Below are 25,975 nucleotides of genomic sequence, written 5' to 3' on the forward strand. Positions count from 1 at the left end.
CGACCAAGGAGTCGCGGGCGGCCGGCACGTGGTGGTCCCGCCGCGTCGACAGCCCACCCCCGCACCGATCGGGACCCCGCCGCCCCCGCACCCGCACCCGCACGGCCCCGTGACCGTCCCCACCCACACCCCCGCCCCCACCCACACCCACACCCCCGCCCCCGCCCCCGCCCCCGCCCCCAAGGAATGACCGTGTCACAGCCCGTTTCCTACTCCGGGTGGCAGTCGGAGACCACCGGCTTCATGGGCCGCCTGTCCGGCCCCGGCTTCGCCATGGTGGCCGCGGCCGCACTGATCGCGACCCTGCCCTTCAACGTCGGCTGGCAGAGCGCCTTCCTGTGCCTGCCCCTGTCGCTGTCCCTGCTGGCCCTCGCCTTCGGGCGGGTCATGGGGCTCAGCGCCGACGAATGGATCTCCCTCGCAGTAAGGCACCAGATTTCCGTGGCTACCCGACGCAATCTGTTCTTCTCCGGCGCCTTCGCGCCCCGCTCGTCGAAGACCGGCCGCCAGCCGATGGACCTGCCCGGCACCCTGGCCCGTCTGCGCATCCTCGACGCCCCCGACGGGCTCGGTGGGCAGCTCGGCGTCGTCCACGACCCCGTCGCCGGAACGTACAGCGCGATCGCCCGCATCACTTTCCCCGGCCTCGCCCTCGTCGACACCGACCAGCAGGCCGCCCGGGTCGCGGCGTGGGCGGCGTTCCTGCGTACGTACTGCACCGAGGACTCGCCGCTGACCCGTATCGCCGTCCACCAGCGGTGCCTGCCCGACGACGGCGCCGCCCTGGCCGGCTGGACCTCCCGGCACATCAGCGCGGACGCCCCGGACGCCGCCGTCACCGTCCTGTCGGAGCTCATGGACAGCGCCGGACCGGCCGCGACCGCCCGCGAGACGTACCTGACGGTCACCCTCTCCGCCTCCCGGGCCCGCCTGGCCGTCAAGGGTGCCGGTGGCGGGCAGACCGGTGCCGCCGCCGTCCTGGTCCGCGAACTCCACGCGATGGGGCAGGCACTGGCCACCGCGAGCCTGCAGGTCGTCGAGTGGCTGTCGCCCCGCATGGTCGCCCAGACCGTACGAACCGCGTACGACCCGGAGGCGCAGCAGATGCTCGCCACCCGCAATGCCGCCGCCGAGCTGCCCGGCTGGTCGGGGACCGGCCCGGGCCTCGACCCCGACCTGGCCGGCCCCGCCGCGGCCGAGACGGCGTGGGGCGCGTACCGGCACGACGGGGCGTGGTCGGTGTCGTACCAGGTCCGTACGTGGCCGCAGTCCGACGTGTACGCGACCGTGCTGCAGCCGCTGTTGCGGCCCCGGCAGAACGCCCGCCGGTCGCTGACCATGCTCTACGAGCCGATCGGCCCGCGCCGGGCCCGCCAGGAACTGGCCCGTGACAAGGCCAAGCGGTCCTCCGCCCGGCACCTGCGGGCCAAGACCGGCCGGGACGAGAGCGAGGACGAACGCCGTGAGGAATCCGTCGCCCGCGCCCAGGACGCCGCCCGCGCCGCGGGCCAGGGCGTCGTCCGCATGACCGCCGTCCTGACCGTCACCGTCACCGACTTCGACGAGATGGAGACGGCCTGCGCCGAGCTGCAGGCCGACGCGGCGGCCTCCGGGCTGGAGGTCCGCCGCATGTGGGGCGCCCAGGACACCGGCTTCGCCACCGGCGCCCTGCCGCTCGGCCAGGGCCTGCCCGACCGGCGGACGGGGTTCTGATGGGCCGCCCGTTCTCCCGCCGCCGCCCCGTCGGCGACACCCTGCTGGAGGCCATGGGCATGGACGAGGCCGCCGGCCTCGCCGAGCGGCCGCCCGCACCGGTGCCGGCGCAGCCCACCGCGCGCCAGATGCGCCGCGCCCGCCTCCTGGAGGATCCCGAGACGTCGATGCGGGTCGCGCCGCGCAAGGGTTGGACCCAGCCGTTCGCCGGTCGGGCCGCAGCCCTGCCCCGCGGGGAAGTCGTCCGCGCGGACACCGCCAATGTCGCAGGGCTGTACCCGTTCCTGCACGCCGGCAGCCTGCCGCCGATGGGGGCCTACATCGGCCAGAACACGTTGACGATGCAGGCGTTCAGCGCGCACCCCGCGGTGTGGGTGAAGGAGGGCCTGTGCACCAACCCGAACGTCATGATCACCGGCATTCCCGGCTCGGGCAAGTCCGCACACGTCAAGGCCCTGGCCCTGCGGCTGATGGCGTTCGGGCACCGCACCCTGATCGCCGGCGACGTGAAGGGCGAGTACGCGGCGCTGTGCGAGCACCTGGGCGTGGAGCCCGTACGCCTCGGGCCCGGCCTGCCCGGCCGCCTCAACCCCCTCGACGCCGGCCCCCTCGGCGCGGGCCTGGACCTGGTGGAGGACCCGGCCGAGCTGAGGGGACGGCTCACGGAAATCCACCGGCGCCGACTGACGCTGCTGAAGGCCCTGTTGGAGCTGCAGCTGCGGCGGACCCTGGACCCGCAGGAGGAAGAAGCCCTGGACGTCGCCGTCCGGGAGGTCACCGGCGAGCTGCACGGTGCGGGCGCCACCCGCCTGGCCGTCCCCACCCTCCCGCTCGTCTACGACCGGCTGCGCGACCCCACCGACGCCATGGCCCGCGAGCTGCGCATCCGCGACGGCGACATCCAGCGGGCCCGGGAGGCCATGGCCTCCATCCGCTCCGCGCTCGGCGCCATGGTCAGCGGCCACCTCGGCGGTCTCTTCGACGAGGAGACCTCGATCGGCCTGGACTGGGACGCGCCCATCCAGTCCGTCGACATCTCCGCCCTGCAGGAATACGGCGACGAAACCGTCGCCATGGTCCTGTCCTGCGTGTCCACGTGGGCCCAGTCCGCCATCGACCAGCCCGGGCAGCGCCCGTGGATCGTCGTACGGGACGAACTGTGGCGGCAGATGCGCTCCGGCGGGGCGACGATGGTCAAGAAGATCGACGCCGACCTGCGCCTGTCCCGGGCCACCGGCACCATCCAGGTGCTGGCGACCCACCGCCTGTCGGACTTCGAGTCGGTCGGCGCGGCCGGCTCGGAAGCCGTCGCGATCGCCCGCGACCTGATCGCCTCCTGCGAGACCCGCATCCAACTCGCCCAAGACACCCGGCCCTTGCAGATGACGCGCGAGGCCATCGGCCTGACCGACTCCGAATGCGGGCTGATCGGCTCCTGGGGGGCGGGCCAGCGCGGGCGTGCCCTGTGGAAGGTCGGCCGAGGCGGCGGATCCCACGCCGTCCAGCTCGTCCTCTCCCGCACCGAGGAGCGGCTGTTCGAGACCGACGAGAGGATGGTGGTCTGACGCGGCCGGGCGCGGCCCGGCGCGGCCTGGACGGCAGCAGCTGCTGGCGGCGTACGGGGCCGGTGCGGCCGTCCCCGGCGGCGGTTCCGTCCGTCCTGCTGCCGGGTCTAGCTGGATGCCCGTGCTGCCATGCGTACAGTGGAGTGCGGGCCTCCCCGGGAGGACCGCCAAGGGGACGGGGGGCTTCGGGATGGTCATGAACAAGGCAGCCAGGGCCGAATGGTGGAACGGCCTGCCGGCGGGGATCCGCGAGGAGATCGACGGCTACGTCCTCCAGGACGCCTTCCTCGGGGCCGTGCGCGTCATCGTGGACGTCGGCCTCGTTTCCCACGGCATCGGGGTCGGCACCGCCCAACTGATCGCCGACGACCGTTACGTCCATTACGGAGACCGGATCGCCCGCAGCCCGGAGAGCCCCCTGGACCTGGAGTCCCTGGCCCACCGGGCTGCCGGGTGCGCCGGCCGCATCCTGGTGATCGAGGCGGTCTGGGACGGCGACACCGTCCATGACTGGTTCGTGCGGTTGTTGGCCGTCACCGCCGACCCGGTGGAGGAGGCGGAGCTGGCCACCGTCTACCGTTCCACGGCCGAGCGGTACCTCGGGACGGCCGGGGACGGCAACCCGCGCCACCCTGCCGCCGTAGCCGCCGAGCGTGCGGGCAGCGCCTTGGCCGCCCACCTCTCGGTCCCGTTCCACTTCGCCAGCCCGGACACCCCCGACGACGACGCCCCCCGCTGGCGGCCCTGAGCAGCCGCAGCCACCGCGCGGAACCAGGTGTCGGGCTCCTGGCTGGATGCAGTCGGCCGGATGCCGTATGCTTGATCTTGAGCTCGCGGCCGGGACGAACGGCTGTGGGACTGGCGTTGGTGGTCCAAGGAAAGGCACCCCACTTCCTGTGGGGGGATGCAGGTGCAAGGCCTGCCCAGCGCTCGATCAAGGCCCCGGCCTCCCAAGGGAGACCGGGGCCTTCTTGCTGTGGGGATGCTGCGGAGCCTCGTGGCCGGGTCATCCTGGCCGGGCCGGGCAACCCGACCCGACGCTGACGAGGCGAGGGCGCCGTCAGTCGGACAGGGCTGATCGCCAGCGCCACGAGGTCAGCCGGGGCCGGCCTCCGAGTTCGCCGCGGCCCGTGCACCAGAGCAGGACCCGGGCCGGGTCGCCGGACGGGGCTTCCGGGAAGAGGCGTTGCAGGACCGCGGCACACGGCCGGGCCGGGGGCAGCCACGGAACGCCCAGGCCCTCGGCGATGTCGTGGGTGTGCAGCAGGACCTCGGCGACGCCCATCGCGGCGAAGCCCGCCGGGTCGCAGGGGCCCCAGTGCCAGGCCCGCACCTGCGGGTCGGCCGCCGACAGTGCGCCGACGAGCAGGCTGCCGGATGCGGCGACCACGCCCAGCACCTCGCGCGGCTCCGCTTCGGGGTGGACGACCAGGTCGAAGGGGAGGTAGGCATCGGCGGGCCGGGCCGCCACCTGACCGGCGTACGCCAGTAGATCGTGGGCCACGTGGGCGGCGGTCGCGCGGCAGTCCCACTCCAGTGGCCCCGCCCGCACCGACCAGTCCGCCTCGACGTACGGGTTGAGCGCCTCGCGCATGGCGGAGAGCGCCAGTTCCACGTCCCGGAAGTCCACACCGCCACCCATGTCGTGAGCGTAGCCCGCGCCCCGCCGGCAGGAACGGCGGCGAGCTCTAGTCGGACGGCGAACCGGACGCCCCGTAGCGTTGACAAGGCGCCTGCTCGCTTGCTCAGTTGCTCGCTCGCTCAGTTGCCGAGCAGGCGCCACAGCGTGAGCGCGAGTCGCGCCCGGGTGAGGCCCGTCGGGTCGGTGAGTTCGATGCCCAGGGTCCTCGCGATCTGGTCCAGGCGGCGGGCGACGCTGCTGTGGTGGAGGTGCAGGACGTCGGCGGCCTGGCGGAGGGAGCCGGCGGTGCAGTACGCGTCCAGGGTTTCCAGGTCCTCGGGCACGTCGGCGAGCCGGGCGATCGCGGCGACGTCCGCGTTCTCCCGCGCGGCCTCCTCCGGTATCCGGGCGAGCAGCGCCAGCGCGCCCAGTTCGTCGTGGTGGACGACCGGGCGTCGGGCCGTGGTGAAGCGCAACGCGGTACGGGCCTCCCGCCAGGACCGGTCCGGGCTGTCCGCGGCGCCGATCCCCGCCCGTACGCCCGCCGGGAACCGGGCCGGGTCCACACGGCCGGCCAGGACGACCCCCACCGCACCGAGCGGTGCCGCCTTCACCGGGCGGCCCGCGCAGACGAGCGCCCCGACCTGGTCGAGCGGTAGCTCCGACCGTACGGCGACGGCATGGACCGGCAGCCCGGCCGTGAACCCCAGGAGCCGCAACGCCCGGGCCCGGGCCGCCTCGTCGCTGTCGGGGCTGATGGCCAGTTCGACGAGGGCGGGGTCGGCCATGGTGGTGCGGGCCGGGCCGTACCGCTCGGCGGCGGCCGCGGCGGCGATGGCGAGCCGGTCCAGCAGCACCTCGTCGAGGGGGCCGGGCGGGCCGGGGCGTTCCAGCCAGACCGTGCCGATCTCCTCCTCGTCGAGGGTGATCGGCGCCGTGGTGGAGGCGGCGGTCCACGGCGGCGCCCCGGGCGGGGACGCAGCCCCGGGCGGGTACGGCGGGCCCGGCGGGGGTGGCGCCCCGGGCGGCGGTGCCTGGTTGCCGTCGGGCGCGATGCGGATCGCCCGCCCCGTGCCGTGGAGCCGGATCCCGGTCACGCACTCGGCGAGGCCCGCCGAGGCCCGGGCGAGCGCCGGCAGGTCGACCCGCCGGCGCATCAGGGTGTCGTAGAACGCGACGATGCGCATCGCGCCGTCGACGTACGGATCCAGTCCAGACAGCCGTACGGCCAGTGCCTCCATGGCAGCAGGATAGAAGGACGGGAGGTCCGGGCCGGGGCGCCGATCGGCGGGCGATCGGCACGGGACGCGCGACGGTTGGCGGATGACCGCCCCGGGGCGCGGCCGTGAGGATCGTCGTCATGGACCCCGAACTCGAAGCCTTCGTCCCGTTCCTCCCCGAGACCGACCTGAACGACCCGGAGGGCACCCGCAAGACGGTCGCCGCGCTGGTCGCCGCGAGCCCCCCGCCGGACACCTCGCGCATGGACGTCGAGGACCGTACGGTGCCCGCCGACCCCGACGTGGCGGTGCGCATCTACCGGCCGCACGGCGCGTCGCAGGGCGCCGTCGTCTGGCTGCACGGCGGCGGCTTCGTCTTCGGCGACCTGGACACCGAGCACCCGTGGGCCGCCCGGCTCGCGGACGGCTCCGGCGCGGTGGTCGTCTCGGTGGACTACCGCCGGTCGCCCGAGAACCGGTTCCCGGCCGCCCTGGACGACGCGTACGCCGTACTGCAGTGGACCGCCGAGCACGCGGCCGAACTCGGCATCGACCCGGCGCGGATCGCGGTCGGCGGCCACAGCGCCGGCGGCGGGCTCGCAGCCGCGGTGGCGCTGCGGGCGCGCGACGAACAGGGGCCGGCGATCTGCTTCCAGCTGCTCAACCAGCCCGGGCTCGACGACCGGCAGCAGACGTGGTCCGCCCGGAACTTCACCGACACGCCCTGGTTCACCCGCGACAAGACCACCGCGGCCTGGCGGCACTACTTGGGCTCCCGGCCCGCCACACCGTACGCGGCCCCCGCCCGGGCCACCGACCTGTCCGGCCTGCCGCCCGCGTACATCGCCACCGCCGAGCTCTGCCCGAACCGCGACGAGGACATCGCGTACGCGCTGCGGCTGCTGCAGGCGGGCGTACCGGTCGAACTGCACCAGTGGGCCGGCACCTTCCACGGCTCGCAGGCGATCCTCTCCGCCGACGTCTCGCAGCGGCAGAACACCGAACTCGCCGGAGCCCTGCGCCGCGCCCTGGCCGCGTGAGCGGCGGAAGCCGACGAGCAGCGGGAGGAGAAGCCCCCGGTGTCCCCATCAACCAGGAAAGGACGCATGTGATGAAGATCCGACTGGCAATGTGCGCGGGCGTGGCTGCGCTCGGCGTGTGCACGGGCACGGTGGCGACGGCCGCCCCCGTACCCCCCGCGGCGAGCGGAACGGCGGCCGCGCCTGCGACCGACGGCGGCGGCCCGGCCGGCCGCTTCGACCCCGTGAAGCTGCGGAGCGCATTGAAGGACGTCCATCGCGCCGGCATGCCGGGCGTGTTCGCCGAGGTACGCGACTCCGGCCGGACCTGGCGCGGAGCCTCCGGGGTCGCCGACGTCACGACCGGACGTCCCGTCAGGGCCGACATGAAGCACCGCGTCGGCAGCATCGCCAAGACCTTCACCGCCGCCGCGGTCATGCAGCAGGTCGAGCAGGGGCGGATCCGGCTCGACGCGCCGATCGGCGACCACCTGCCACACCTGGTGCCCGGGGAGCGCGGCCGGAAGATCACGGTCCGGATGCTGCTCAACCACACCAGCGGCATCCCCGACTACATCGTGTACGCGTTCCCGTCCCTGCAGGGTTTCCCGTCGCTGCCGGACATGTCGTCGAAGAGCCTGGACGAGAACCGCTTCCGGGAGTTCCGCCCGGCCGAGCTGATCGAACTGGGGCTCACTGCGCCGCCCACCGGCGAGCCCGGAGGCCCCACGGGCGTGTACTCCAACACCAACTACATCATCCTCGGCCAACTCCTGGAACGGGTGACGGGCATGAAGGCCGAGGCGTACATCACCCGCAACGTCATCGAACGCGCCGGCCTCCGCCACACCGAGTTCCCGGCCGGCCCGCGCATCAGGGGCCCGCACTCACGCATGTACGAGTCCTTCTTCGGCCTCCTCGACCCGCCGCGGGACTACAGCGTCTACACCAACTCCTGGGTCGGGCCGAGCGCCGGCCTGGTCTCCACGATGGAGGACCTGAACCGCTTCTACGCCGAGCTGCTCGACGGCAGGATCGTCAGCCGGTCCTCACTCGCGCAGATGCAGCAGACCCTCCCGGTCCGCGCCCTGGACGGATCGACGGTCCAGTACGGCCTCGGACTGCACGAGGTCGACGTCCCGGGCTGCGCCACCTTCTGGGGGCACGACGGCTCGGCGTGGGGAGCCGGGGCGATGTCCCTGACCCGGGCGGACGGCAAGCGCCAGATGTCGGTGGCGATCAACATGATGCGGTGGAACGAGCTGGACTCCGCGGGCCGTCCGCAGCCCCATCCCATCGATGCAGCGCTGAAGTCCCTGTACGGCCGGGCGATGTGCGACGACGACGGCGCCCGGGCTGCCGAGGGCCGGGCCGCGCAGGCCACCGCCACCCGCCCCTAACGGCCACCACCCGCCCCCACGGCCGCGGAGGAGGGTCAGTGGTCGTGGTGGGGGTGCACTCCTTCGCGGAGGTCGTCCAGGTGGCGGGCGGCGTCGTCAAGGCCGTGCTGCCGCCTGCAGCGCGCCGCGGCCGGACCGTTGGACGGCCTCATCCCCTCCCGGGAGCGGCGTACGCGGGCAGCGGTGCGATCCGCCGCTCGGCCGTGAGACCGTACGCCTCGGGATGCCGGTACCTGCCGCGCTCGTCGCCGTTCTTCGCGCTTTCCACGACGAGCGGGTTGGTGCGCGCGTACGGGTCCTGGCGGACCCCCGTCACCTGCCAGCACACGCGCGTCCCGGGTTCGCCGCCGGCGATGGCGAACCGGTTGCCCTCCAGCTCGCGCGCCACGTGCAGGCGCGGGGCTGCGCGGCCGATGGCGGTGAGCTGGTAGCGGAACCGCTCGTTGAGCGCCTGGAACCAGTCCGGCAGGACGATCTCGGCGCTGCCCGTGCCATCCAGGACGGCCTCACCGTCGTAGACGTTCTTCATCTCGTCGCTCTCGACCGCCGCATGGCTGAGGTACTTGTCCTCCGGCTCCAGCGGGTGGTCGATGGTGAACTCGAGGGTGCTCTTGGTCAGCTTTCCGTCCACCAAGACGTCGCCGCGGAACCAGGCGGCCTTGAATCCGCCGCTCGCGACCACGCCGTAGGTGGTCGCGCTGGTCGCGCTGACCGCCACACCCGTCTTGGAGAACGCGTTCACGGCGTGGCTGTTGTTCGCGCCGCCCTCCGTGCTGTTGCTCACCTCCAGCTGGGCGGCGAACGGCACCCATGAAGGGTCGAAGCTGCCGATGGTCACCTTGTTGCGCAGCACTGCGAGGCCATCGACATCCAGTTCGGGGTCGTCGGGCATGGTTCCGTCCTCACTCGGTGGTCCCGAATAGCTTCCACGCGCGCTGACGTGCGTGCCGGCACCGGCACGGGTACGCGCACGGCCACGGGCATCGTCCCAGCAGACGCCCCCCACGGCCCGGCGGCGCGCGGCGGGCACGGCACGGCCGCCCCGGGGTCAACGGAACTCGTGGACGACCTCGATCCTGCCGACGAGGTGGGCGTTGAACTCGTCCAGCTCCTCGGCCGGAACCCACAGCTCAAGGATGGTCCGCCCGCCGGCCTGCTGTACCGGGTACCGGCCCAGGAACTCCGAGTCGACCTCGAAGCGGGTGACGAAGCCGGCACCGCTGTGCTTGACGTTCCAGTCCCGCGCGATCTTGACCGCGTAGTCCTCGTCGAGCACCGGGTAGAAGATCGGCTGCTCCGGCAGCCGGGGCGGCCAGGCACGCCAGTCCAGCTCCCGGACCAATTCCAGCTCCTCGGGACCGGTGGGGCGCCACAGGGTCGTCGTTGCTCGCTGGTTGGTCATGGGGGATCGCTCTCTGAACTCGCCACACCGCTGGTGCGGCAGGCCGGAACACCAGACCGTACGCCGGCCCGATCGCAGCCGCCACGCACTTTCCACACGCCGGAGCGTCGGAAGAACGGTGGTGGCCGGATCGGATTACAGCGCGAGTTCGAGGTAGGCGGGTCGTCGGTCGGTGCGGGCCTCCAGGGCGCGGCACCATATGGCCAGGGCGAACGGCGGAACCATGTCCGGGGAGATGTCCTCGGGCAGGCAGAAGCGGATCTCGCCGATCTCCGCTTCCTGGAGGGTGATGGCCCGCTGCTGTTCCGGGGTCAGTCGGGGGCCGTCGAAGACGTAGAACACGTGCGATCCCTCCGCCCGCGTGACCCACGCGGTGACCAACAGGTCGCCGATCTCCAGGTCGAGGCCGAGCTCCTCGCGGACCTCGCGGCGGGCTGCCGCCGTGGGGAGTTCGCCCTCCTCCAGATGGCCGCCCGGCAGGTTCCACCGTTCCTTGTGGACCGGGTTGACGATGAGCACCCTGCCCCGTTCGTCCGTGAGGACGGCTGCGGCGGATGCCGTTGCCCTGGCGCGGTCGGTGGACGGGGCGGTCATGGCGTGCTCCTGGACGTGTGGTTGCTGCGGTTCGAGCTCAGCCGGTGCGGTACCTCCTCGCCCGGCTGGTGCCCGGCGGGCGTACCGCCGGGCGCATGGACATGATCCGGTACGGCGGCGTGTTCTGCCCCGGCGCGCACCCGCCCGGGTGGGCACCCGCCCGGGTGCGCCCCCGCCGCGGCGCCCCTGCCCCGGCGCGCTCCGGTCCGGTTCCGTGGCGCCGGCAGTCCCGCTGCGCCGGTCGGGCCGGCGCAGCGGGGCGGGGGCCGGGGCGTCGGCTAGCGGTCCTGGGAGAGGCGGACCAGTTCGGCGAAGGAGCCGTCCATGCGGACGAGTTCCTCGTACGTGCCCTGCTCCGTGATCCGTCCGGCGTCCAGGACGACGATGCGGTCGGCCAGACGGCAGTTCTCCATGCGGTGCGTGACGATCACGGTGATCCGGTCGTCCTTCATCTCCCGCAGCCCCGAGAAGACCATGTGCTCCCCGCGCGGGTCCATGGCCGAGGTCGGCTCGTCCATGACCAGCAGGCCGGGCTTGCGGTGGAAGGCACGGGCGCAGGCGATGCGCTGCCACTGGCCGCCGGAAGGCTCGTGGCCGCCCCAGAGGGAGCGGGCGAGGAGGGTGTCCAGGCCGCTGGGGTACGCCGCCACCGTCTCCTTCATTCCGACGGCGGTGAGCGCGTCCCAGACGGCGTCCTCGCCGCGCGGGTCGGGCTGGCCGAGGGTGATGTTCTCGCGGGCCGTGAAGGGCCAGTACCCGTACGACTGCGTGACGAGTCCGACGTGCCGCCAGGCCGAGCGCTGGTCGGCGTCCGCGGTCGCGACGCCGTCCCAGGAGACGGTGCCGGTGGTGGGGGCGGTGAGACTGGTGAGGAGGCGGATGAAGGTGGACTTGCCGGCGCCGTTCTCGCCGACCAGGGCGATGACCTCGCCGCGGTTGAGGGTGAGGTCGACCGGGCCGAGGGCGGGGGTGTCCTTGCCCGGGTAGGTGAACGTGGCCGCCTCCAGGCGGATCTTCTGCGGGGGGCCGAGCTCCTGCGGGCCCCGCGGCCCGGACTGCTCGGCGGCCTGCCGGATGAAGGCGGCGTAGTCCCCGAGGTAGAGGGCGTGCTGGAACATCGCGGCCCCGTACACGACGAGCTGGGACAGGGCGGCGGTGGAGGTGCGCATGGCGACGATGGCGGTGCCGGCCGCCCCGATCGCCATGAACCCGCCGATCACCAGGGCTCCCAGGCTCGCCCACGTCAGGACGGTGAACAGGCCCGACACGACGGCGGCGGTGAGGTAGACGGCCAGGTAGCGGGGCGCGGAGCTGACCATCTTGGAGTCGATGCGGGCGCAGACGGCGGCGTACCAGTGGTGGGCGTACGGACGCATGCTGTTGCCGCGCAGCTCGTCCGCGAGCTTGGGAGTGGTGAGGTGCCAGCGCATCATGTGGCGGATGTTGCGGGAGGCGATCGTCTCGTTGTGGAGCCGGTAGTCGAGGCGGGCGGCGAGTACGGAGCCCAGCCCGCGGGGGACGACGGACAGCAGGAGCAGCGGCAGCAGGACGGGGTGGACGACGGACAGGACGGACGCGACGGCGACCATGTCGATCAGGCCGCTGGTGAAGCCGAGCGCGTCCTGCAGCAGCATCCCGGAGCGGGCGGACCCCGTCTCGGCGGCCTCGGAGCGCTCGGTGAAGTCGGGGGCGTCATAGGCGGACAGCTCGACGTCCATGTGCGCGTCGACCATGGCGAGGTCGGCGATCGTGGACATGCCGGGGTTCAGGCGCCGGGCGGCGCTGCCGGCGGTGATGGACGCGAGCGCGCCCAGGGCGGTCATGGCGGCAGCGGCGGCCAGCGGCCAGGCGGCACCGGTGAGGCGCTGTTCGACGGTGCCGCCCGCGAGGAGGGGGCCCATCGCCCGGGACACGGCCGCGAGGGCGGCGGCGGTGCAGATGCCGCCGAGGACCTGGGCGCAGACGAGCCAGGTGAACGCGGTCCGGTTCACCGCCCAGGCCAGACGCGCGGTCTGCGCGAGCGCCGCGGGGACACGGCGGGCCATCTGCGCGAGCGAGAGCTGCTCCATGGTCTTGTTGTGCTGGCCCCAGGTGTACGTGAACTCCGGGGGTGCGGGGAGCGCGGGAGCGGCGGGCTGCGGTTCTTGGGCTGGGGCTGGGGCTTGGGCTTGGGCTGGGACTCGGGGTTGTTCCTGCTGCTGCGCCTGGTCCGGTTTCCGGAACATGGGTTCCTCCTCCAACTCGGCCAACTCGTCGATGAGGGCAGTCGGTTGCGCCCGCGTCGGCGGCACGGCGAAGAAGCCCCCGACCCCCGGTGCGGGGGAGGGGCGGGGTGCTGCCTGGGGAGCGGAGGAGTGAGTACACAGGAAGCCGGAGGGCGGAGTAGCCGGATCCGGCCGACCTGGCGGGGACGCCGCCGCCCGTGCAGCGACGGCTCCCGATCGGCTCCGGCTGCAGCTCTGGGCGGGCGATTGGCCGGAACCGGTCGGTGGAGGGGTGGGGCTTCGGAATTCGCTTGCGGGGGTGCGCCGGGCGCGGCTTCGGGGTGCGGTGGGGGGAGGGACGGGGACGCAAGGGGCGGGCGGGACAGGTGGTTCCGGAGGGGTGCCGGGCGGGGGCTTCCCCGGCTCCCCGGCTCTCGGCCCCCGGGCTCAGTCGCGCGGTTGCTCGACCACGCTCGTGCCGCTGCCCTCCTGGGACTCCCAGGTCCACGTCTCCTCCAGGCGCAGGCGGCCGTCGGGGAGCTCCGTCACGAGCGAGGTGCAGTGCCCTGACGCGGTGGTGCCGTCGAGGCGGAGCTGGACGTAGCGGAAGTCGATGCGGTCGCCCGCCCGCGTCCCGACCAGGTAGCCCCGGACCACGTCCCCGCCGGCGTACTCGGCCCACACCCGGCCGTCCTGCTCGCGGTAAGCGAACCGGGTCTGCAGGCCGACTTGGCCCGGCGCCTGGTCGGCCACCGGAACGAAGACGAGGCCGTCGAGCGAGCGCGCCATGGATGACTCCTGGACGTCGGTGGTGCGGGGCGGAGTGGACCGTCCGCGCCACCCTAGGCGAGGCGTGCCGGCAGGGCGGACGCGGGGGGCGCCCGCCACCGGCTACGGACAACGGGGCCGCTCGGCAGCTCAGGACGCGAACGGTGTGTCGTCGCCGTCGCTCCACCGGAACCACGCCTCGTCGCCCCGGACGTGCAGCAGGAACTCGGCGACGGGGCCGGTGGGTGAGACGAGGATGAGGGTGCGGCTCATTGATGCGTACACCTCGTCGAACCGCTCGAAGTCTTCGGCGTCCAGCGCTGCGAGGGCCTCGTCGAACCACGGCCTGAACTCGGCGAACGCGCGCTGCGCGGTGAAGCGGCCGCGTAGCCACGGGAAGTCGGACTCCACGATTTCGATCTCGCCCAGCAGCTCCCGACCGCGTTCCGGCTCGCCCTGGTGCCGATGCGGCTGCTGCCGCTCCAGCCGCTCCAGCCGCCACACCTGGCCTTGGAATCCCATTCCGCGCCGCCCTCTCACCTCTCTGGAGCCACCTGTCCCCCCGGCTCCTGCCGCCTGCTTGCAGACTAGGTCGAGTTTCTCAACGACTGCTGAACGAAGCGGGGGAGGCGGTTGCGACGGGCACGCCCGTGAGTCGCAGGCGTGCCGCCGCAGAAGCCCCGGGCCCGACTCGACTCGGCTCGACTCGACTGCTCGCCCGGCGACGAGCGCAGGGGCGCGCAGGGGCGCGCAGGGGCGCGCAGGGGCGCGCAGGCCGTCCACGCCCGGTAACGTCGAAGGGTCCGCTCCGCTCCGGCGCCGCCGGTACGCCCACCATCCACCACGCCGACGGCGGAGGTCGCTGTGAATGTCCCGGACGAGCCCGTGTCGCCTGCCCCCGGCGGTTGTGACTACGCCGCGCTGTCCGCCTGCGAGATCGCCGCAGCGGTCAACGCGGGCCGGCTGTCGGCGCGCGAGGTCGCGGCGGCAGCCCTGGCGCGGATCGCACGGGACGACGGCGAGCTACGGGCCTTCACCGAGCTGTGGCCCCGGCAGGCCGCCCAACGCGCCGAGCTGATCGACCGTCGGATCCGGGAGGGCGCGGTCCACGCCCGGCTGCCGTTGGCCGGGGTGCCCCTGGCGGTGAAGGGGACCGAGGGGCTGGACTCGCTCCAGACCGCACGGCTGGTGGCGGCGGGCTGCGTACCCGTGGGCGCCACGTCCACCCCCGGTCGGGGAACACACTGGCAGACCTGGGGGACCACCGCCCGCGGCGTGACGCTCAACCCCCTGGGCCGACAGTGGAGTCCGGGCGGGTCGAGTGCGGGGTCGGCGGTCGCCGTCGCCGCGGGGATGGTGCCGTTGGCCACCGGGAGCGACGGGGCCGGATCCGTACGCATTCCCGCGGCCTGGTGCGGGGTCATCGGGCTCAAGCCGACCAACGGCCTGGTGCCCGCGCGGGACCGGGCGGGCCTGAACATCGCCGGGCCCCTGGCGCGCCACGCCCGGGACGCCGCCGCGTACCTGCACGCACTCGCCGGGACGGATGCGCCCGGTCCGCCGTCGCCCTCGGCCCCGGCGCGGCCGTTGCGGACGGCCTGGTCGGCGACGCTGGGGTTCGCCGAGACGGACCCGGCGGTCGCTGCGACGGCGCGCGCCCGCCTCGAAGCCCTGTCCCTGCCCGGGGCGCGGGCCGTCGAAGTCGTAGGCGTTCCGGTACGCCTGCCCGACCCCGCCGGGTGCTGGCAGGCCCTGCGCGGGCCGAATTCCGCACCTGGTGCCGCGGAACGCGCCGGAGCCGTACGGACCAGGGCGGCACTCGGTGTCGCCCTCGACCGCGTCTTCGCCGGGGCGGACCTCCTGGCCACTCCGACGACGCCCCGTGCCCCGCACGGCCACGACGGGCCGGGAGACGCCCTGAGCGTGGCGCTGACCTGGGCGTTCAACATCAGCGGTCACCCTGCCATCAGTCTCCCGGCCGGCCGCACCGCCGCGGGCGAACCCGTCGGGCTGCAACTGGTCGCCCGGCACGGCCGGGAGGCCGACCTGCTCGCCGTCGCCGCAGCAGCCGAAGCCGCCGCGGCACCCCTGTAGGGGCCGGCAAGGCACGCCGGGGACCGGGTCCGGGCTCACCGGCCCGGCGGCAGTGGCGCCGTCGGGCTGAGGCCGGCGCGTCCCCGGTACCGGCGGGCCGGCGGGGCGCCCTGCATCCGGTGCGCGACAGCGGCCCGGGCCCCGGAGCCGCTGCCCGCCTGAGTCGGCGGCTCGGTGGCGCACACGGTGCCGCGGTCGTCGACGAGTGCGCAGGCCCGGGCGTCGCCGGGGGTGGACGCCGGAACCATCTTGGTGTGGGCGTCGTGCCCGTACTGCTGGCGGTACTCCTGCGCATTGCCCTGCTTCGGGGTCACCATGACCCGGTCGCCGGCGGTGGTTCCGCTCATCTTGGCCCAGGCGGCCCGGCAGTGGGCGCTGTAGCGCAGCTCGATGCGGATGCCGTAGTCGTGGCCGACGAGCGCGGTGACGGCGTCGTTCGCACAGGTCGTGGCGGCCGGCTCCAACGACGTGCACGAGGTGCCGGTGCACGTGGCGGTGGGTGCCGGCCCGGCCCCGGCCTGCGGGGGCGCGGGCACCGGTGCGGACGACCAGGACGGGGCCCGGGAGGAGGGCGACGGCGGGACTCCTGATGTCGACCCGCCGTACCGGGCGCCGGCCCATGCCACCGCGGCCGCCAGGAGTACGACGGCCCCCGCGGCAGCGGCGAGTGCCCCCGGCCCGGTCCTCCGGGCGGCCGACGGCTCTGCCGGCAACGGCAACGGCAGCGGGGTCGGCTGCGGCTGAGGGTCAGGGTGAGGGTGAGGGTGAAGCTGAGTGTTCGGGTGCGCCGGTGACGTCGTGGGCTGCCGGGGGAGGGCCCGCTCCTCCCTTGCGCGCTGGTGGAGGGCGAGGGCCTCTCCGAGTTCCGGATCACCGGGTGGGGAATCGGCGCCTCCCTTGGTGCAGATCCGCCGGAACGCGCGAATCGTCTCGGGCGCGGGCAGGGTGCTTCCGGATTCCCATCGGGAAACGGTCGGCTGGTTGGTGTGGAGTTGTTTGGCGACCCACGACTGGCTGCGGTTGTTCGCGTCGCGCCAGCTCTTCAGGAGCCGGGCGAGTTGGACGCGTGCCGAAACGTCCGGCTCCCGCCCGTCCACAGCATCCGCATTCGGCTGGGCATCCATGGCACGCTCCTTCATCCGGTCCCTGAAACAGCAGGTCAGGCCCCATACGCATGGCCGCGTATATGCGCGTATGGCCCGGTGGCCCCGGAAGCGTAGAACGCACCGGGAATGCGGGGCAAAGTTACGACCAGCCGGTGCGAAGTTCCCGGCCAATTCCTCCGCCCCGAACTCCTGGACGGGCCGCGCCCCGGTGTGGCGCCGTCCGGCTGGAACGGCGGTACGACAGAAAAGGATGACGATATGAACAACGCAGCGCGTTTCTCCTTCCGTGGTGTCACCACCGCAGCGGTTTCCCTCGCGACGCTCTCGGCGGTCGCCCTCGGAGCGGCTCCCGGTGCGGCCGCCGCCGGGGCCGCGGGAACGGCGGTGCGGGCCGGCGCGGTGCAGCCGGTGGACGGCGACCGGAACGGCGGCTCCGCCACGCGCCCCGGCTCGCACGCGTCGACCGGCGCCCAGCACGGCCCGCGCGGGTACTCCCTGAAGTTCACCAAGAACCGCAACCAGCCGGACCGTTCGACGCTGTCCCTCGTGCGCGACGGCATCGTGCTCAAGACCTACCGGGCCGGCTCCGGTCTGGGATCCACCGACGAATGCGCCAAGGGCAGGGGCTGGCTGCCCAGCGGTACGTACCAGGTGAAGGGGCACCAGACCAACCGCAACAGCGACATCAAGGGCTACGCCATCCAGCTCTCCGACAAGGTGTGCCACCCCGAGAGGGGGAAGAAGGCGGTCAAGCGCGATGCCCTGTTCATCCACAGCGAGATGACCAGGACCGGCGGCCAGGGCTCCGCCGAGGAGACGAAGTGGGACGGTGACGGGGACTACAAGTCGCTCGGCTGCATCAAGCTGCGCCCGGAGCACATCAAGGACCTGTTCTCCCGGCTGGAGAAGGCCCACTGGCCGAAGGACCTGACCCTTCGGGTCAGCTGACGCCCCTGGGGCAGGAGCGGAGCGGGCTGCCGTCAACGCCCCGTCCCACGCGGGCGGCGGCCCGCTCCCGAGCCCGCTGCCGACTCCGCTCCCGCCCGGTCAGTCCCTACGAGCGCGTGATCCGGTCGTGCAGCCAGGAGCCGACGCCGTTGAGCGCAGTCCTGGCCATCGCCGTGGGGTGGCCCGTGAAGCCGTGGGGTGACTCGGGGTAGACCCGGAGCTCGACGTCATTGCCGGCCGCGGACAACCGGCCTGCCAGCGCCAGGTTGTCTTCCAGCAACACGTCTGCGCTTCCGACGATCAGCAGCGTCGGGGGAAGCCCGCTCAGGACGCCGTAGAGGGGAGAGATGTCGGGGACGGTGCGGTCTTCCACATGGCCGGCGTACGCCCGGATGAAGTATTCGTCCGCGATGCGGAGACCGGCCGGGGTCCGTCCGCTCAAGTCGTAGGTCCCGAACTGCAGTGCAGCGCCGGTGAATCGGCCGACGGCACCTCTGTCCCTCAGCCGGAGCAGGGTCGCCAGGGCGAGGGTGGCTCCCGCGGAGCTCCCGCCGATCGCGAGCCGGGACGTTCCGAAACGGGCGTCGGCTTCTTCGACGAGCCAGAGCGCCGCCGCTTCGCAGTCGTCGGGTGCCGCCGGCCAGGGGTGCTCGGGGGCCAGCCGGTAGTCGACGCTGACGACGGCGAGGTGCAGTGCGTCCGCGAGCTCGCGGTTGCGCCCGTCTCTTTGCGCCGCGGAGCCCATGTAGAAGCCGCCGCCGTGTACGTCCAGGTAGACGCCCCGCGGCGGACCGTCGGTAGGAGTGAAGATCCTGACTGGGACGCGCGTTCCCGCGGCTTCGACCGTCTCTTCGACGGCGGGCGGATCGGCGGCACGAGGAGCGGACCCCTTCGCTCGGGCCTCCTCCAGCTCCTCCAGCGTGCTGGGGCCACGGCCTGCCGCCCTCGACGCGTAGAAGTCACGGGCTTCCTCGACCTGCTCCGCCGGCACGTCAGCGAACAGTGCGTCCAACGCGAATCGCACGCGCCCTCCTCAATCGCTCGGGTCCCCACTGCACGCTATCGAGGAAGTCGGGGACTGCCGTCGCCGGAGCGGGTCATGCCCGGGGTGGGTGGGCGCCGTGAGGGTCAGATCCACAGGAGCAGCAGGACGAGGGCGGAGCCGGCCGTGGCGAGCGCGAAGCGGGTCAGGACGAGGGGGCGGAGCCAGGTGGGGAAGGGGACGTTGGCGGCGGCGATGAGGGCGGCGGCGTCGACGGCGTGCAGGGCGGGGTCGGCGGAGCGGGCGAAGGCGGCGCGGGTGTAGGCGGTGGCGAAGACCTGGCCGGCGGTGATGAAGCCGACGCCGAGGAGTACGAGGGGCTCGACGATCCAGGAGAGCAGGCGGCCGGTGGGGTCCCCGGCGAGGTTGAGGACGCCGAGGGCGGTGAGGGTGGCGCCGATGGCGAGGGCGAGGGTGAGCTCCCAGGGCTTCTCGCGGAAGGCGATGCCGTGCTGGGCGAGGACCGAGGGGCTGTGGCCCTGACGGTCGATCTCGGCCTCGGCGGCGTCCTGGGAGGCGCCCCCGCGGATCCAGGCGACGGTCGGGATGACGAAGAAGGTGGCGGCGAGCAGGAGCTGGAGGGTGGCGGCGAGGGCGGTGGTGTTCAACGGGATGTCCTTCTCGGCGGGATGCGGGCGACCGGGGTGATTTTTACTTAGTTCAAGTCCTGTCGTCGAGAACTGTAGGGCCGGGGTCGAAGCTCGCGCAAGACTCTTCTTGAACTTTGTGCAATTCGGCTTGCGGTGATCTGCCGAAGCCCGCCCCGCACCACCGCGTTGCGCCAACGCCCGTACGGCACCGGCAGGGTGGCAGGAGTTTCGGGCGACGGCGCGTAGGGCACGCGCACGCGGGCGCGCGGGCCCTCCGCCGGTCGCACCGCTCGGGGCGGATCGCGGTCGGGCCGCGGCAGCGGTTAGGGTTGCCGCGTGAATGCACCTCTGCTCCCCCGCTCCTTCCGCTTGCTCGTGACGGGAGGAGGTACCGGCGGTCACACTTACCCCGCCCTGACGGCCATCCGCACGTTGCAGGGCAGGCTCGCGGCTGCGGGCGGCACGCTCGACGTGCTGTGGATCGGTGCCGCCGACGGGTTGGAAGCGCGTGTCGCCCCCGCGGAGGGCATTCCGTTCAAGACCGTCGCCACCGGGAAGATCCGGCGCGCCGCGAACCCGCTGAAGATGCTGTCGGCGGCCAACGTGAAGGACATGGCGCGGGTTCCGCTCGGCGTCGCCCAGGCCCGGTCCATCGTGTCGGAGTTCCGGCCCGATGTCGTCCTCGCGACGGGCGGCTACGTGGCCGTCCCGGCCGGCCTGGCGGCCCGCCTGTGCCGGCGTCCGCTGGTGCTGCACGAGCAGACCGTCCGCCTCGGTCTGGCCAACCGCAAGCTGGCGGGTTCGGCGACCCGGATCGCCCTGTCCTCGGAGTCCTCGCTCGAACTCCTGCCCGCCGAACTGCGCGGCGCCGCGGTCGTGACCGGCAACCCGGTCCGTCCGGAGGTGCTCACCGGCCACGGCGACAAGGCCGTACAGGCACTCGGCCTCGCCGGGTTCGACCGGCGCCTGCCGACGGTCTACGTCACCGGCGGCGCACAGGGCGCCCAGCAGATCAACGGGGTCGTCCGGGACGTGCTCCCCTGGCTCCTCAGCCACGCGAACGTGATCCACCAGTGCGGCCCGGCGAACGTGGACGAACTCCGCGCGGCGGCCGCGGGCCTGGACCCGGTCCTCGCGGGCCGGTACCACCTGACCGGCTTCGTCGGGCCCGAGCTGCCGGACGTACTGGCACTGGCCGACATCGTGGTGTCCCGGTCCGGCGCGGGAACCCTGGCGGAGCTGACCGCACTGGGCAAGCCGGCCGTGTTCGTGCCGCTCGCCACCTCGGCCGGCAACGAGCAGGTGCACAACGCCCGTCACCTGGCCGATGCGGGGGCCGCCGTCGCCCTGGTCGGCGAGGTCACCGGGCCGGTCCTGCAGAACGCCGTCGGCCCGCTGCTGACCGACCCCGTACGCCGTACGGCGATGGCGGAGCGCGCCCGTGCGTACGGGCGCCCGGACGCCGCGGACCGGCTCGTGGACGTCCTCCTCTCCGCGGCAACCGGCTGACACCCGGCCCGTTGAGCGGTCGTGGCCGTGCGCGGCATCCGCGCCGGCCCCGAGCGGCTCGCCCAGGTCCGTGCGCTCGCGCCGGCCGCCGAGCGCCGGCGTCGGGCGTCGGGCGCGGGCGTACGGACCCGGGCGTTGAGCACCGGCACCCGCGCGCGTCTCCGCCGGTCATCAGCCGTGGAGTCGGCGGCGCCGCCAGTAGGCGGCCGTGGCCACGGCCAGGAGCGGTCCCCACAGCAGCAGGGGCGCGTAGCAGGCGGTCATCACCCACCGGGCGGGTCCCGTCGGCGTGAGCCCGCCGCCCATGTTGTCCGGGCCGTTCCAAGCCAGCGCCCCCGTAACGGCGATCAGGGTGACCAGCACGGCGCCCGTGGCGGCGGGGACGACGGCAGCGAGGGGCGGGATGCGCCGACCGCCGAGCCACGGCACCCAGCGCGGCAGCACTTCCCCCCAGCGCTGGACGAGGCCGAGGGCCAGCAAGCCGACCAGCTCGGCGAAGACGCTCAGCGCGATCAGGTAGAAGGAGTACCGGCCGGGATAGTTACCGACGTACAGCAGATCGCCCTCCGCGAAGCCGGAGGGCACCCCCAAGGCGATGGCGGTGCGCCACAGCCCCGTCGGTACGAGGGTGAGAGCGGCGCCCTTCGCGGCCCACCGGGCCGTCCGCGAGACACCGGGCACGAGGGCGAGCGATGCGGCGGGGGAGCCGCCGGTCGACGGGCTCGCCGGGAGCGCAGCGGCGGCGTTCGCGGGTTCGGGCGCGGTCGCCGTGGTGGTGGGCATGGTCGGGATCCCGTTCGGTAGGCGCGGTGGGCGGTGCCCCAAGGCTCCTTCCGCCGGTCCGCCCGGGACCATTCGCCGAACGGCAGAACGGTCGGTCGTGCTGACCGGGGGGCCTCTGCCGAACGGCGGATGTCGCGGCCGCAGCGGCCGTTCCTAGGGTTGACCCATGACCGTACCCGTACCCGTAGCCGTGACCGCGACCGTGCGATCCCTCTACGCCCCGGTGCTCGCCGGCGCCGCCGTGCTGTCCGTGGCCGGCTCGCTCGCGCGGGTTCCCGCCGCGTGGTCCATGGCCGGCCTGGCGGTGCTCCTCCCGCTGCTCGCACTGGTCGCGCGGTGGTCGCCCGTACGGTCCGGGAGCCCGGCCGCCGCCCTCGGGATCGTCGCCGTGGCACTGTGGCCGGCGCCGCTGGTGCGGGACCAGGGGGCTTCGTGGCTGGAGGCCTTCGGGGCGGCGGCGTTCTGGGCCGTGCCCGGCCTGGGGGCGGCCGCGGTGGGCGCCCACCTGCGCCGGCAGGCATCGCAGACCCGGCAGGCCGTCCGGGACGCGCGGCGCCACCAGCAGCTCGAACTGGCCCGTGACCCACACGACTTCGTCGCGCACGACGTGAGCGCCATCCTGGTGCAGGCCCAGGCGGCCCGGTTCGTCGCCGACAGCGACCCGCGCCAGGCCGTACGGGCCCTGGAACGCATCGAGGCGGCGGGGCTGAGCGCTCTCGCCTCGTTGGACCGGACCGTGCACGCCCTGCGCGAGGCGGGCGGCGGTCCGGCCGCTCCCACCCCGGGGCTCGCCGAACTGGACGCGCTCGTCGGCCGGTTCGAGGGCGGCGTCCTGGAAGCCGAGGAGGAGGCCCTGGCCTCGCTGGCCCTGGCCCGGGAGGCGGACACCGCCGCGTACCGCGTGGCGGTGGAGGCACTCACGAACGTACGACGGCACGCGCCCGGCGCCCGGACCGTACGCGTGACCGTACGCCGCAGGCCCGACGGCATCGAACTGGCCGTCACCAACACCGCACCCCCGCGCACCCCGCGCCCCCTGCGCAAGCCCCTGGCCCGGCGCCGCCCCGCAGGCGGCGGTACGGGGATCGCGGGGCTGCGGGAACGCGTGGCGGCTGCAGGAGGCACACTCGCGGCCGGCCCGGCCGGCGCCGGCGGCTGGCGTGTTTCGGCCGTCTTCCCGGCGCCGGCCGGCCCACACGGGTGATCATGATGCGGTGACGACGAGCATCCTGATAGCCGACGACCAAGAGGACATCCGCAACGGGTTCCGGCTGGTCCTCGACTCCCAGCCGGACATGACGGTTGTGGGCGAAGCCGCCGACGGGCACGCCGCGGTGGCCCGCGCCCGGGAACTGCGCCCGGACATCGTGCTCACCGACATCCGCATGCCGCGCCTCGACGGGCTGGAAGTGACCCGGCTGCTCGCCCCGCAGACCCGGGTCCTGGTCGTGACCACCTTCGACCTGGACGAGTACGTGCACACGGCGCTCCGGGCCGGCGCCTGCGGATTCCTCCTGAAACGTTCCGGCCCGGCCCTCCTCATCGAGGGGGTACGGGCGGCGATGGCCGGCGACACGCTCATCAGCCCCCAGATCACGGTGCGCCTGCTCAGCCGCCTGTCGCAGCCGCAGCCCGCACCGAAAGCGCTCCGGCCTCCGACCGCCGCAGGGCTGCTGACGGAGCGTGAACTGGAGATCGTGCGGCTGGTGGCACGGGGGCACACCAACGCGGAGATCGGGGCCGAGCTGTTCATCAGCGCGGGCACCGCGAAGACGCACCTCGCCAACGTGCAGGCCAAACTCGGGACGCGGAACCGTGTCGGGATCGCGGCCTGGGCCTGGGAACACGGGGTCGTAGCACCGGAGTAGCACCCCTCAGCCAGCCCACGGAGCGGTGGCGCGGCGGGACGCTGGCGGGGTATGCGGCTCCGTGGCCGTGGCCGTGGCCGTGGCCGTGGTCCGTTCGGAAGTTCAGCGGCGGCTCCCGCCCCGGGAGCGGGATGCGATCCGTGCCGCGTGCCGGCGCATCCGTTCCCGGTCGCCGGAGAAGCAGCCGTCCCAGTCCTCCTCCAGGCTCCGCCACGTCACGGGCTGCCCGTCCTCCGCGTCGAGCGGCACCTCGGCATCGACGACCGCCGCGTACGACAGCCCGAACGTCACCGCAGCGCCCGGCCGGTAGGAGCGCACGGTCGCCAGGGCCGGCTCCCGGAACAGCTCCATCCGGAGCCCCGTCTCCTCCAGGAGCTCCCGCCGCGCAGCTTCCCGGGGAGTCTCCCCCGGTTCGACCCGGCCGCCGGGCGGGACCAGCCCGCGCCATCGGTGCCCCACCAGCAGGATGCGGGACATGGTCTCGTCGAACACCCACACCTCGGCCGCGAGCGGCCCCGCGGTCTCCGGGCCGGCAGCCGCCAGCCACCGGCGCGCACCGTCGAGTTCCACCACCGCGAGGCCGGCGTCCGCCATGGCCGAGTCGAGGACCCGTTGCCCGATCGCGGTTCCGGTCACGGGACCACCCTGCGGGGTCCGCAGCGGAAGACGACGGCGGCGCCCAGAGCGGCGTCGGCCGGTACGAACACGTCCCCGGACGGTGTCTCGCGCACGGGGAAGCCGTTGCGGTGCAGCAGGTCGCGGGTGAGGGCGAGGTCGCGTACGGCGACGGTGTACGCGACGAACGCCGGGAGCGCGGCGGGACGCTCGCCCGGGAGGAGGGCCGCGAGACCGGACGCGGGTACGAGCGTCAGGGCGGCGCCTTCGAGATCGAAGACCTGGGCCGGCCCTTCCTGCCGTGCCGTACGGCCCAGGTACGTCCCGTAGCGCTGCCGGAACGCGGCCAGTTCGGGGTCGGCGACGCAGAGGACGGCCCCGACGAGTTCGACGGCGCCGTTGGGGTGGTCGAGGAGGCGGGCACCCTGGACGTCCGGGTCCAGGTCCGCGACGACGCCCACCCGCCCTTCGCGGACCGCGGCCGGCCCGTCGTGGCCCGCGGCCGGCCCGTTGCCGGGCCCGGTGCCGTCGATCTCCAGGTAACGGACGGTCTCCACCGGGACCTTCGCGCCCGTGGGCGCGGCGCGCCGCACCGTGTTGACCCCGCCGTGCCGCACGCCGGCGGCGGTGAGTCGCGCGGCTGCCCCGTCGATGGCGGGGGAGGAGAACATCGCGATGTGCAGGCCCTCGAAGCGGTCCAGGTACGCCGCCAGGGCGGCACTGGTCTCGGCGATCCGCTCCACGAGCACGGGCAGCACCTCGGCCGGTGCCTCCAGGGGGACGAGGCGGGCGTCGGCCGGAAGGCGCGCGGTGCCGCCGTCGGTCACGCAGGTCGCGAGTTCGAGGAAGGAACCCGGGAAGTCCGCGTGGGTGTTGGCGGCGCCGAAGGGCTCGGGCGCTGCGCCTTCACGCCGGGGCATCGCCGGACAACTGGGTGGGGGCAGGCGGAAGCCCAACCGCTCGTACAGGCTGGTGGCCTGCGTCATGTCCGTGACGATGTGGCCGACGTGGTGCAGGCGTGCGATGTCGTGACCCATGGCCGTCACCGTAAGGACGGACCCGGCCGTGGGTCAACGCGCCCCGGGGCGGGAGGACATGGGGGGACACGGGGTGACGCGGGCGCCGCGGACGGGAGCCGCGCGGGGTGGTGCCCTCGAACCTCCCCGCGCCCTGACGGGTAAGGGGCGAGTAATGGTCGCTGCTGCATTGCGCCCCTATACTTCGGTGCATGCAGTCAATGACGATCCGGCGTGCCGTCGCGCAGGACGCCGAGGCCCTCACCGCGCTGGTGCACCGGTCCAGCGCCTACCGGGGGCAGTACGCCACGATGATCAGCGGCTACCGGGTCACGCCCGACTACGTCGACCGGCACCGGGTCTTCGTGGCGGTGGACACGGCCGGCCGGCTCCTCGGCTTCTACGCCCTGGTGCTGGAACCGGCCGAACTGGACCTGGCGTTCGTGGCGGACGAGGCGCAGGGGACGGGGGTCGGCCGGCTCCTCGTGGAGCACATGGTCGACCAGGCGGGAAGGGCGGGCCTCACCCACGTCCGGGTCGTGTCGCACCCTCCGGCCGAAGGGTTCTACCGGCGCCTGGGTGCCGAGCCGGTGGGCACGGTGCCCCCGTCACCGCCGAAGGTGACCTGGGAACGCCCGGAACTCCGATTCGCCGTGGGCCACCCGAACGCCGCGCGCACGGAGGCCGCAACCACGATCTGATCGCGGCTGCGTGGCTGCGCGGCTCGACCGGCCGCCGCCGGGACGGGCCGGGCCGCGGCTGCGAATCGCGCGCGGCGGGCCGGCCGCCCGGGCGCCGGGGGGGGGGGGGGGCGCGGGGGCGGGGGGGGGGGCGGCGCGCGGGGGCGCCGGGCGGGCCGCGGGGTCGGGGCGCGGGTGGCCGGCTGACGCGGGCGGGG

At 73.9% G+C, this 25,975-nt stretch carries 27 protein-coding genes and 1 pseudogene; 13 read left to right on the top strand and 15 right to left on the bottom strand.

Features of this window, described 5'->3' with window-relative positions:
- The 4 genes from ACFV7Q_RS30550 to ACFV7Q_RS30565 form a co-directional block, all read left to right on the top strand.
- Positions 1-190, top strand: a 190-nt coding sequence (locus tag ACFV7Q_RS30550) for a hypothetical protein (protein WP_385433292.1), incomplete at its 5' end; no start/stop codon positions are given.
- Positions 187-1,713 carry an SCO6880 family protein gene (locus ACFV7Q_RS30555; RefSeq protein ID WP_385433295.1) on the top strand — a complete coding sequence of 509 codons (1,527 nt, stop codon included), beginning with the start codon at positions 187-189 and terminating at the stop codon, positions 1,711-1,713. The genes ACFV7Q_RS30550 and ACFV7Q_RS30555, both read left to right, overlap by 4 nt.
- Positions 1,713-3,278 carry a type VI secretion protein gene (locus tag ACFV7Q_RS30560; RefSeq protein WP_385433297.1) on the top strand — a complete coding sequence of 522 codons (1,566 nt, stop codon included), beginning with the start codon at positions 1,713-1,715 and terminating at the stop codon, positions 3,276-3,278. Before ACFV7Q_RS30555 ends, ACFV7Q_RS30560 begins: the two co-directional genes overlap by 1 nt.
- A 196-nt stretch (positions 3,279-3,474) precedes the next feature.
- Positions 3,475-4,026 (top strand): hypothetical protein, encoded by a 552-nt coding sequence (locus ACFV7Q_RS30565; RefSeq protein WP_385433299.1) that lies wholly within the window; start codon positions 3,475-3,477, stop codon positions 4,024-4,026.
- A 312-nt stretch (positions 4,027-4,338) separates the two neighbouring features.
- Here ACFV7Q_RS30565 and ACFV7Q_RS30570 read toward each other — a convergent pair whose 3' ends face one another.
- Both ACFV7Q_RS30570 and ACFV7Q_RS30575 read right to left on the bottom strand, forming a co-directional pair.
- Positions 4,339-4,920 (bottom strand): maleylpyruvate isomerase N-terminal domain-containing protein, encoded by a 582-nt coding sequence (locus tag ACFV7Q_RS30570; protein ID WP_385433301.1) that lies wholly within the window; start codon positions 4,918-4,920, stop codon positions 4,339-4,341.
- Between the two features lie 119 nt (positions 4,921-5,039).
- Positions 5,040-6,140: a PucR family transcriptional regulator gene (locus ACFV7Q_RS30575; protein WP_385433303.1), complete on the bottom strand. Its 1,101-nt coding sequence runs from the start codon at positions 6,138-6,140 to the stop codon at positions 5,040-5,042.
- Positions 6,141-6,259: 119 nt separating this feature from the next.
- Here ACFV7Q_RS30575 and ACFV7Q_RS30580 point away from each other — a divergent pair, with 119 nt between their 5' ends.
- Both ACFV7Q_RS30580 and ACFV7Q_RS30585 read left to right on the top strand, forming a co-directional pair.
- Positions 6,260-7,159, top strand: a complete 900-nt coding sequence (locus ACFV7Q_RS30580) for an alpha/beta hydrolase (protein WP_385433305.1) — start codon at positions 6,260-6,262, stop codon at positions 7,157-7,159.
- 266 nt (positions 7,160-7,425) lie between these two features.
- Positions 7,426-8,538: a serine hydrolase domain-containing protein gene (locus tag ACFV7Q_RS30585; RefSeq protein ID WP_385433341.1), complete on the top strand. Its 1,113-nt coding sequence runs from the start codon at positions 7,426-7,428 to the stop codon at positions 8,536-8,538.
- A 148-nt stretch (positions 8,539-8,686) separates the two neighbouring features.
- On the opposite strand, the gene ACFV7Q_RS30590 is transcribed toward ACFV7Q_RS30585, so the two are convergent.
- The 6 genes from ACFV7Q_RS30590 to ACFV7Q_RS30615 all read right to left on the bottom strand — a co-directional run bounded on the left by ACFV7Q_RS30590 (position 8,687) and on the right by ACFV7Q_RS30615 (position 14,028).
- Positions 8,687-9,430 carry a hypothetical protein gene (locus ACFV7Q_RS30590; RefSeq protein WP_385433307.1) on the bottom strand — a complete coding sequence of 248 codons (744 nt, stop codon included), beginning with the start codon at positions 9,428-9,430 and terminating at the stop codon, positions 8,687-8,689.
- A gap of 156 nt (positions 9,431-9,586) precedes the next feature.
- Complete coding sequence (locus ACFV7Q_RS30595) at positions 9,587-9,940, bottom strand: hypothetical protein (RefSeq protein ID WP_385433309.1); 354 nt, start codon at positions 9,938-9,940, stop codon at positions 9,587-9,589.
- Positions 9,941-10,075: 135 nt separating this feature from the next.
- Entirely contained in the window at positions 10,076-10,534 is a 459-nt protein-coding gene (locus tag ACFV7Q_RS30600) for an NUDIX domain-containing protein (RefSeq protein WP_385433311.1), read from the bottom strand.
- A gap of 278 nt (positions 10,535-10,812) precedes the next feature.
- Positions 10,813-12,759 carry an ATP-binding cassette domain-containing protein gene (locus ACFV7Q_RS30605; RefSeq protein WP_385433313.1) on the bottom strand — a complete coding sequence of 649 codons (1,947 nt, stop codon included), beginning with the start codon at positions 12,757-12,759 and terminating at the stop codon, positions 10,813-10,815.
- A gap of 426 nt (positions 12,760-13,185) precedes the next feature.
- Positions 13,186-13,527 carry a hypothetical protein gene (locus ACFV7Q_RS30610; RefSeq protein WP_385433315.1) on the bottom strand — a complete coding sequence of 114 codons (342 nt, stop codon included), beginning with the start codon at positions 13,525-13,527 and terminating at the stop codon, positions 13,186-13,188.
- A 129-nt stretch (positions 13,528-13,656) separates the two neighbouring features.
- Positions 13,657-14,028 carry a hypothetical protein gene (locus ACFV7Q_RS30615; protein ID WP_385433317.1) on the bottom strand — a complete coding sequence of 124 codons (372 nt, stop codon included), beginning with the start codon at positions 14,026-14,028 and terminating at the stop codon, positions 13,657-13,659.
- Between the two features lie 363 nt (positions 14,029-14,391).
- Between ACFV7Q_RS30615 and ACFV7Q_RS30620 the strand changes: the two genes are divergently transcribed.
- A complete protein-coding gene (locus tag ACFV7Q_RS30620) occupies positions 14,392-15,600 on the top strand; it encodes an amidase (protein ID WP_385433319.1) in 1,209 nt (402 codons plus the stop codon).
- A 35-nt stretch (positions 15,601-15,635) separates the two neighbouring features.
- Here the strand turns inward: ACFV7Q_RS30620 and ACFV7Q_RS30625 are convergent, their stop codons facing one another.
- Positions 15,636-16,064, bottom strand: coding sequence for a DUF2690 domain-containing protein (locus tag ACFV7Q_RS30625; protein ID WP_385433343.1), 429 nt, complete (start codon positions 16,062-16,064; stop codon positions 15,636-15,638).
- Between ACFV7Q_RS30625 and ACFV7Q_RS30630 the strand changes: the two genes are divergently transcribed.
- Positions 16,048-16,344, top strand: a complete 297-nt coding sequence (locus tag ACFV7Q_RS30630) for a hypothetical protein (protein WP_385433345.1) — start codon at positions 16,048-16,050, stop codon at positions 16,342-16,344. The genes ACFV7Q_RS30625 and ACFV7Q_RS30630 overlap by 17 nt on opposite strands.
- Before the next feature lie 170 nt (positions 16,345-16,514).
- On the opposite strand, the pseudogene ACFV7Q_RS30635 reads toward ACFV7Q_RS30630, so the two are convergent.
- Positions 16,515-16,739 (bottom strand): annotated as a pseudogene (locus ACFV7Q_RS30635) (helix-turn-helix domain-containing protein); the annotation flags it as partial.
- Between the two features lie 225 nt (positions 16,740-16,964).
- Between ACFV7Q_RS30635 and ACFV7Q_RS30640 the strand changes: the two are divergent.
- Positions 16,965-17,654, top strand: a complete 690-nt coding sequence (locus tag ACFV7Q_RS30640) for a L,D-transpeptidase family protein (protein WP_385433321.1) — start codon at positions 16,965-16,967, stop codon at positions 17,652-17,654.
- Positions 17,655-17,760: 106 nt separating this feature from the next.
- Here the strand turns inward: ACFV7Q_RS30640 and ACFV7Q_RS30645 are convergent, their stop codons facing one another.
- Together ACFV7Q_RS30645 and ACFV7Q_RS30650 are read right to left on the bottom strand one after the other, a co-directional pair.
- The gene (locus tag ACFV7Q_RS30645; protein WP_385433323.1) at positions 17,761-18,678 is read right to left on the bottom strand and encodes an alpha/beta hydrolase; all 918 of its coding nucleotides are present in this window, start codon (positions 18,676-18,678) and stop codon (positions 17,761-17,763) included.
- 104 nt (positions 18,679-18,782) lie between these two features.
- Complete coding sequence (locus tag ACFV7Q_RS30650) at positions 18,783-19,304, bottom strand: hypothetical protein (protein ID WP_385433325.1); 522 nt, start codon at positions 19,302-19,304, stop codon at positions 18,783-18,785.
- A 318-nt stretch (positions 19,305-19,622) separates the two neighbouring features.
- Here ACFV7Q_RS30650 and ACFV7Q_RS30655 point away from each other — a divergent pair, with 318 nt between their 5' ends.
- The gene (locus ACFV7Q_RS30655; protein WP_385433327.1) at positions 19,623-20,795 is read left to right on the top strand and encodes a glycosyltransferase; all 1,173 of its coding nucleotides are present in this window, start codon (positions 19,623-19,625) and stop codon (positions 20,793-20,795) included.
- Between the two features lie 171 nt (positions 20,796-20,966).
- Here the strand turns inward: ACFV7Q_RS30655 and ACFV7Q_RS30660 are convergent, their stop codons facing one another.
- On the bottom strand, positions 20,967-21,578 hold the full coding sequence (locus tag ACFV7Q_RS30660) for a hypothetical protein (protein WP_385433329.1): 612 nt from the start codon (positions 21,576-21,578) through the stop codon (positions 20,967-20,969).
- A 166-nt stretch (positions 21,579-21,744) separates the two neighbouring features.
- Here ACFV7Q_RS30660 and ACFV7Q_RS30665 point away from each other — a divergent pair, with 166 nt between their 5' ends.
- Positions 21,745-22,782 (top strand): sensor histidine kinase, encoded by a 1,038-nt coding sequence (locus ACFV7Q_RS30665; RefSeq protein ID WP_385433331.1) that lies wholly within the window; start codon positions 21,745-21,747, stop codon positions 22,780-22,782.
- A 10-nt stretch (positions 22,783-22,792) separates the two neighbouring features.
- Positions 22,793-23,446: a response regulator gene (locus ACFV7Q_RS30670; RefSeq protein ID WP_385433333.1), complete on the top strand. Its 654-nt coding sequence runs from the start codon at positions 22,793-22,795 to the stop codon at positions 23,444-23,446.
- A gap of 102 nt (positions 23,447-23,548) precedes the next feature.
- Here the strand turns inward: ACFV7Q_RS30670 and ACFV7Q_RS30675 are convergent, their stop codons facing one another.
- Together ACFV7Q_RS30675 and ACFV7Q_RS30680 are read right to left on the bottom strand one after the other, a co-directional pair.
- Positions 23,549-24,082: an NUDIX domain-containing protein gene (locus ACFV7Q_RS30675; protein WP_385433335.1), complete on the bottom strand. Its 534-nt coding sequence runs from the start codon at positions 24,080-24,082 to the stop codon at positions 23,549-23,551.
- On the bottom strand, positions 24,079-25,098 hold the full coding sequence (locus tag ACFV7Q_RS30680; protein ID WP_385433337.1) for a VOC family protein: 1,020 nt from the start codon (positions 25,096-25,098) through the stop codon (positions 24,079-24,081). The genes ACFV7Q_RS30675 and ACFV7Q_RS30680 overlap by 4 nt, the downstream gene beginning before the upstream one ends.
- Before the next feature lie 191 nt (positions 25,099-25,289).
- Between ACFV7Q_RS30680 and ACFV7Q_RS30685 the strand changes: the two genes are divergently transcribed.
- Positions 25,290-25,778 (top strand): GNAT family N-acetyltransferase, encoded by a 489-nt coding sequence (locus ACFV7Q_RS30685; protein ID WP_385433339.1) that lies wholly within the window; start codon positions 25,290-25,292, stop codon positions 25,776-25,778.
- Positions 25,779-25,975 lie beyond the last annotated feature (197 nt).

The organism is Streptomyces sp. NPDC059851 (assembly GCF_042732005.1).
GTDB lineage: Bacteria > Actinomycetota > Actinomycetes > Streptomycetales > Streptomycetaceae > Streptomyces.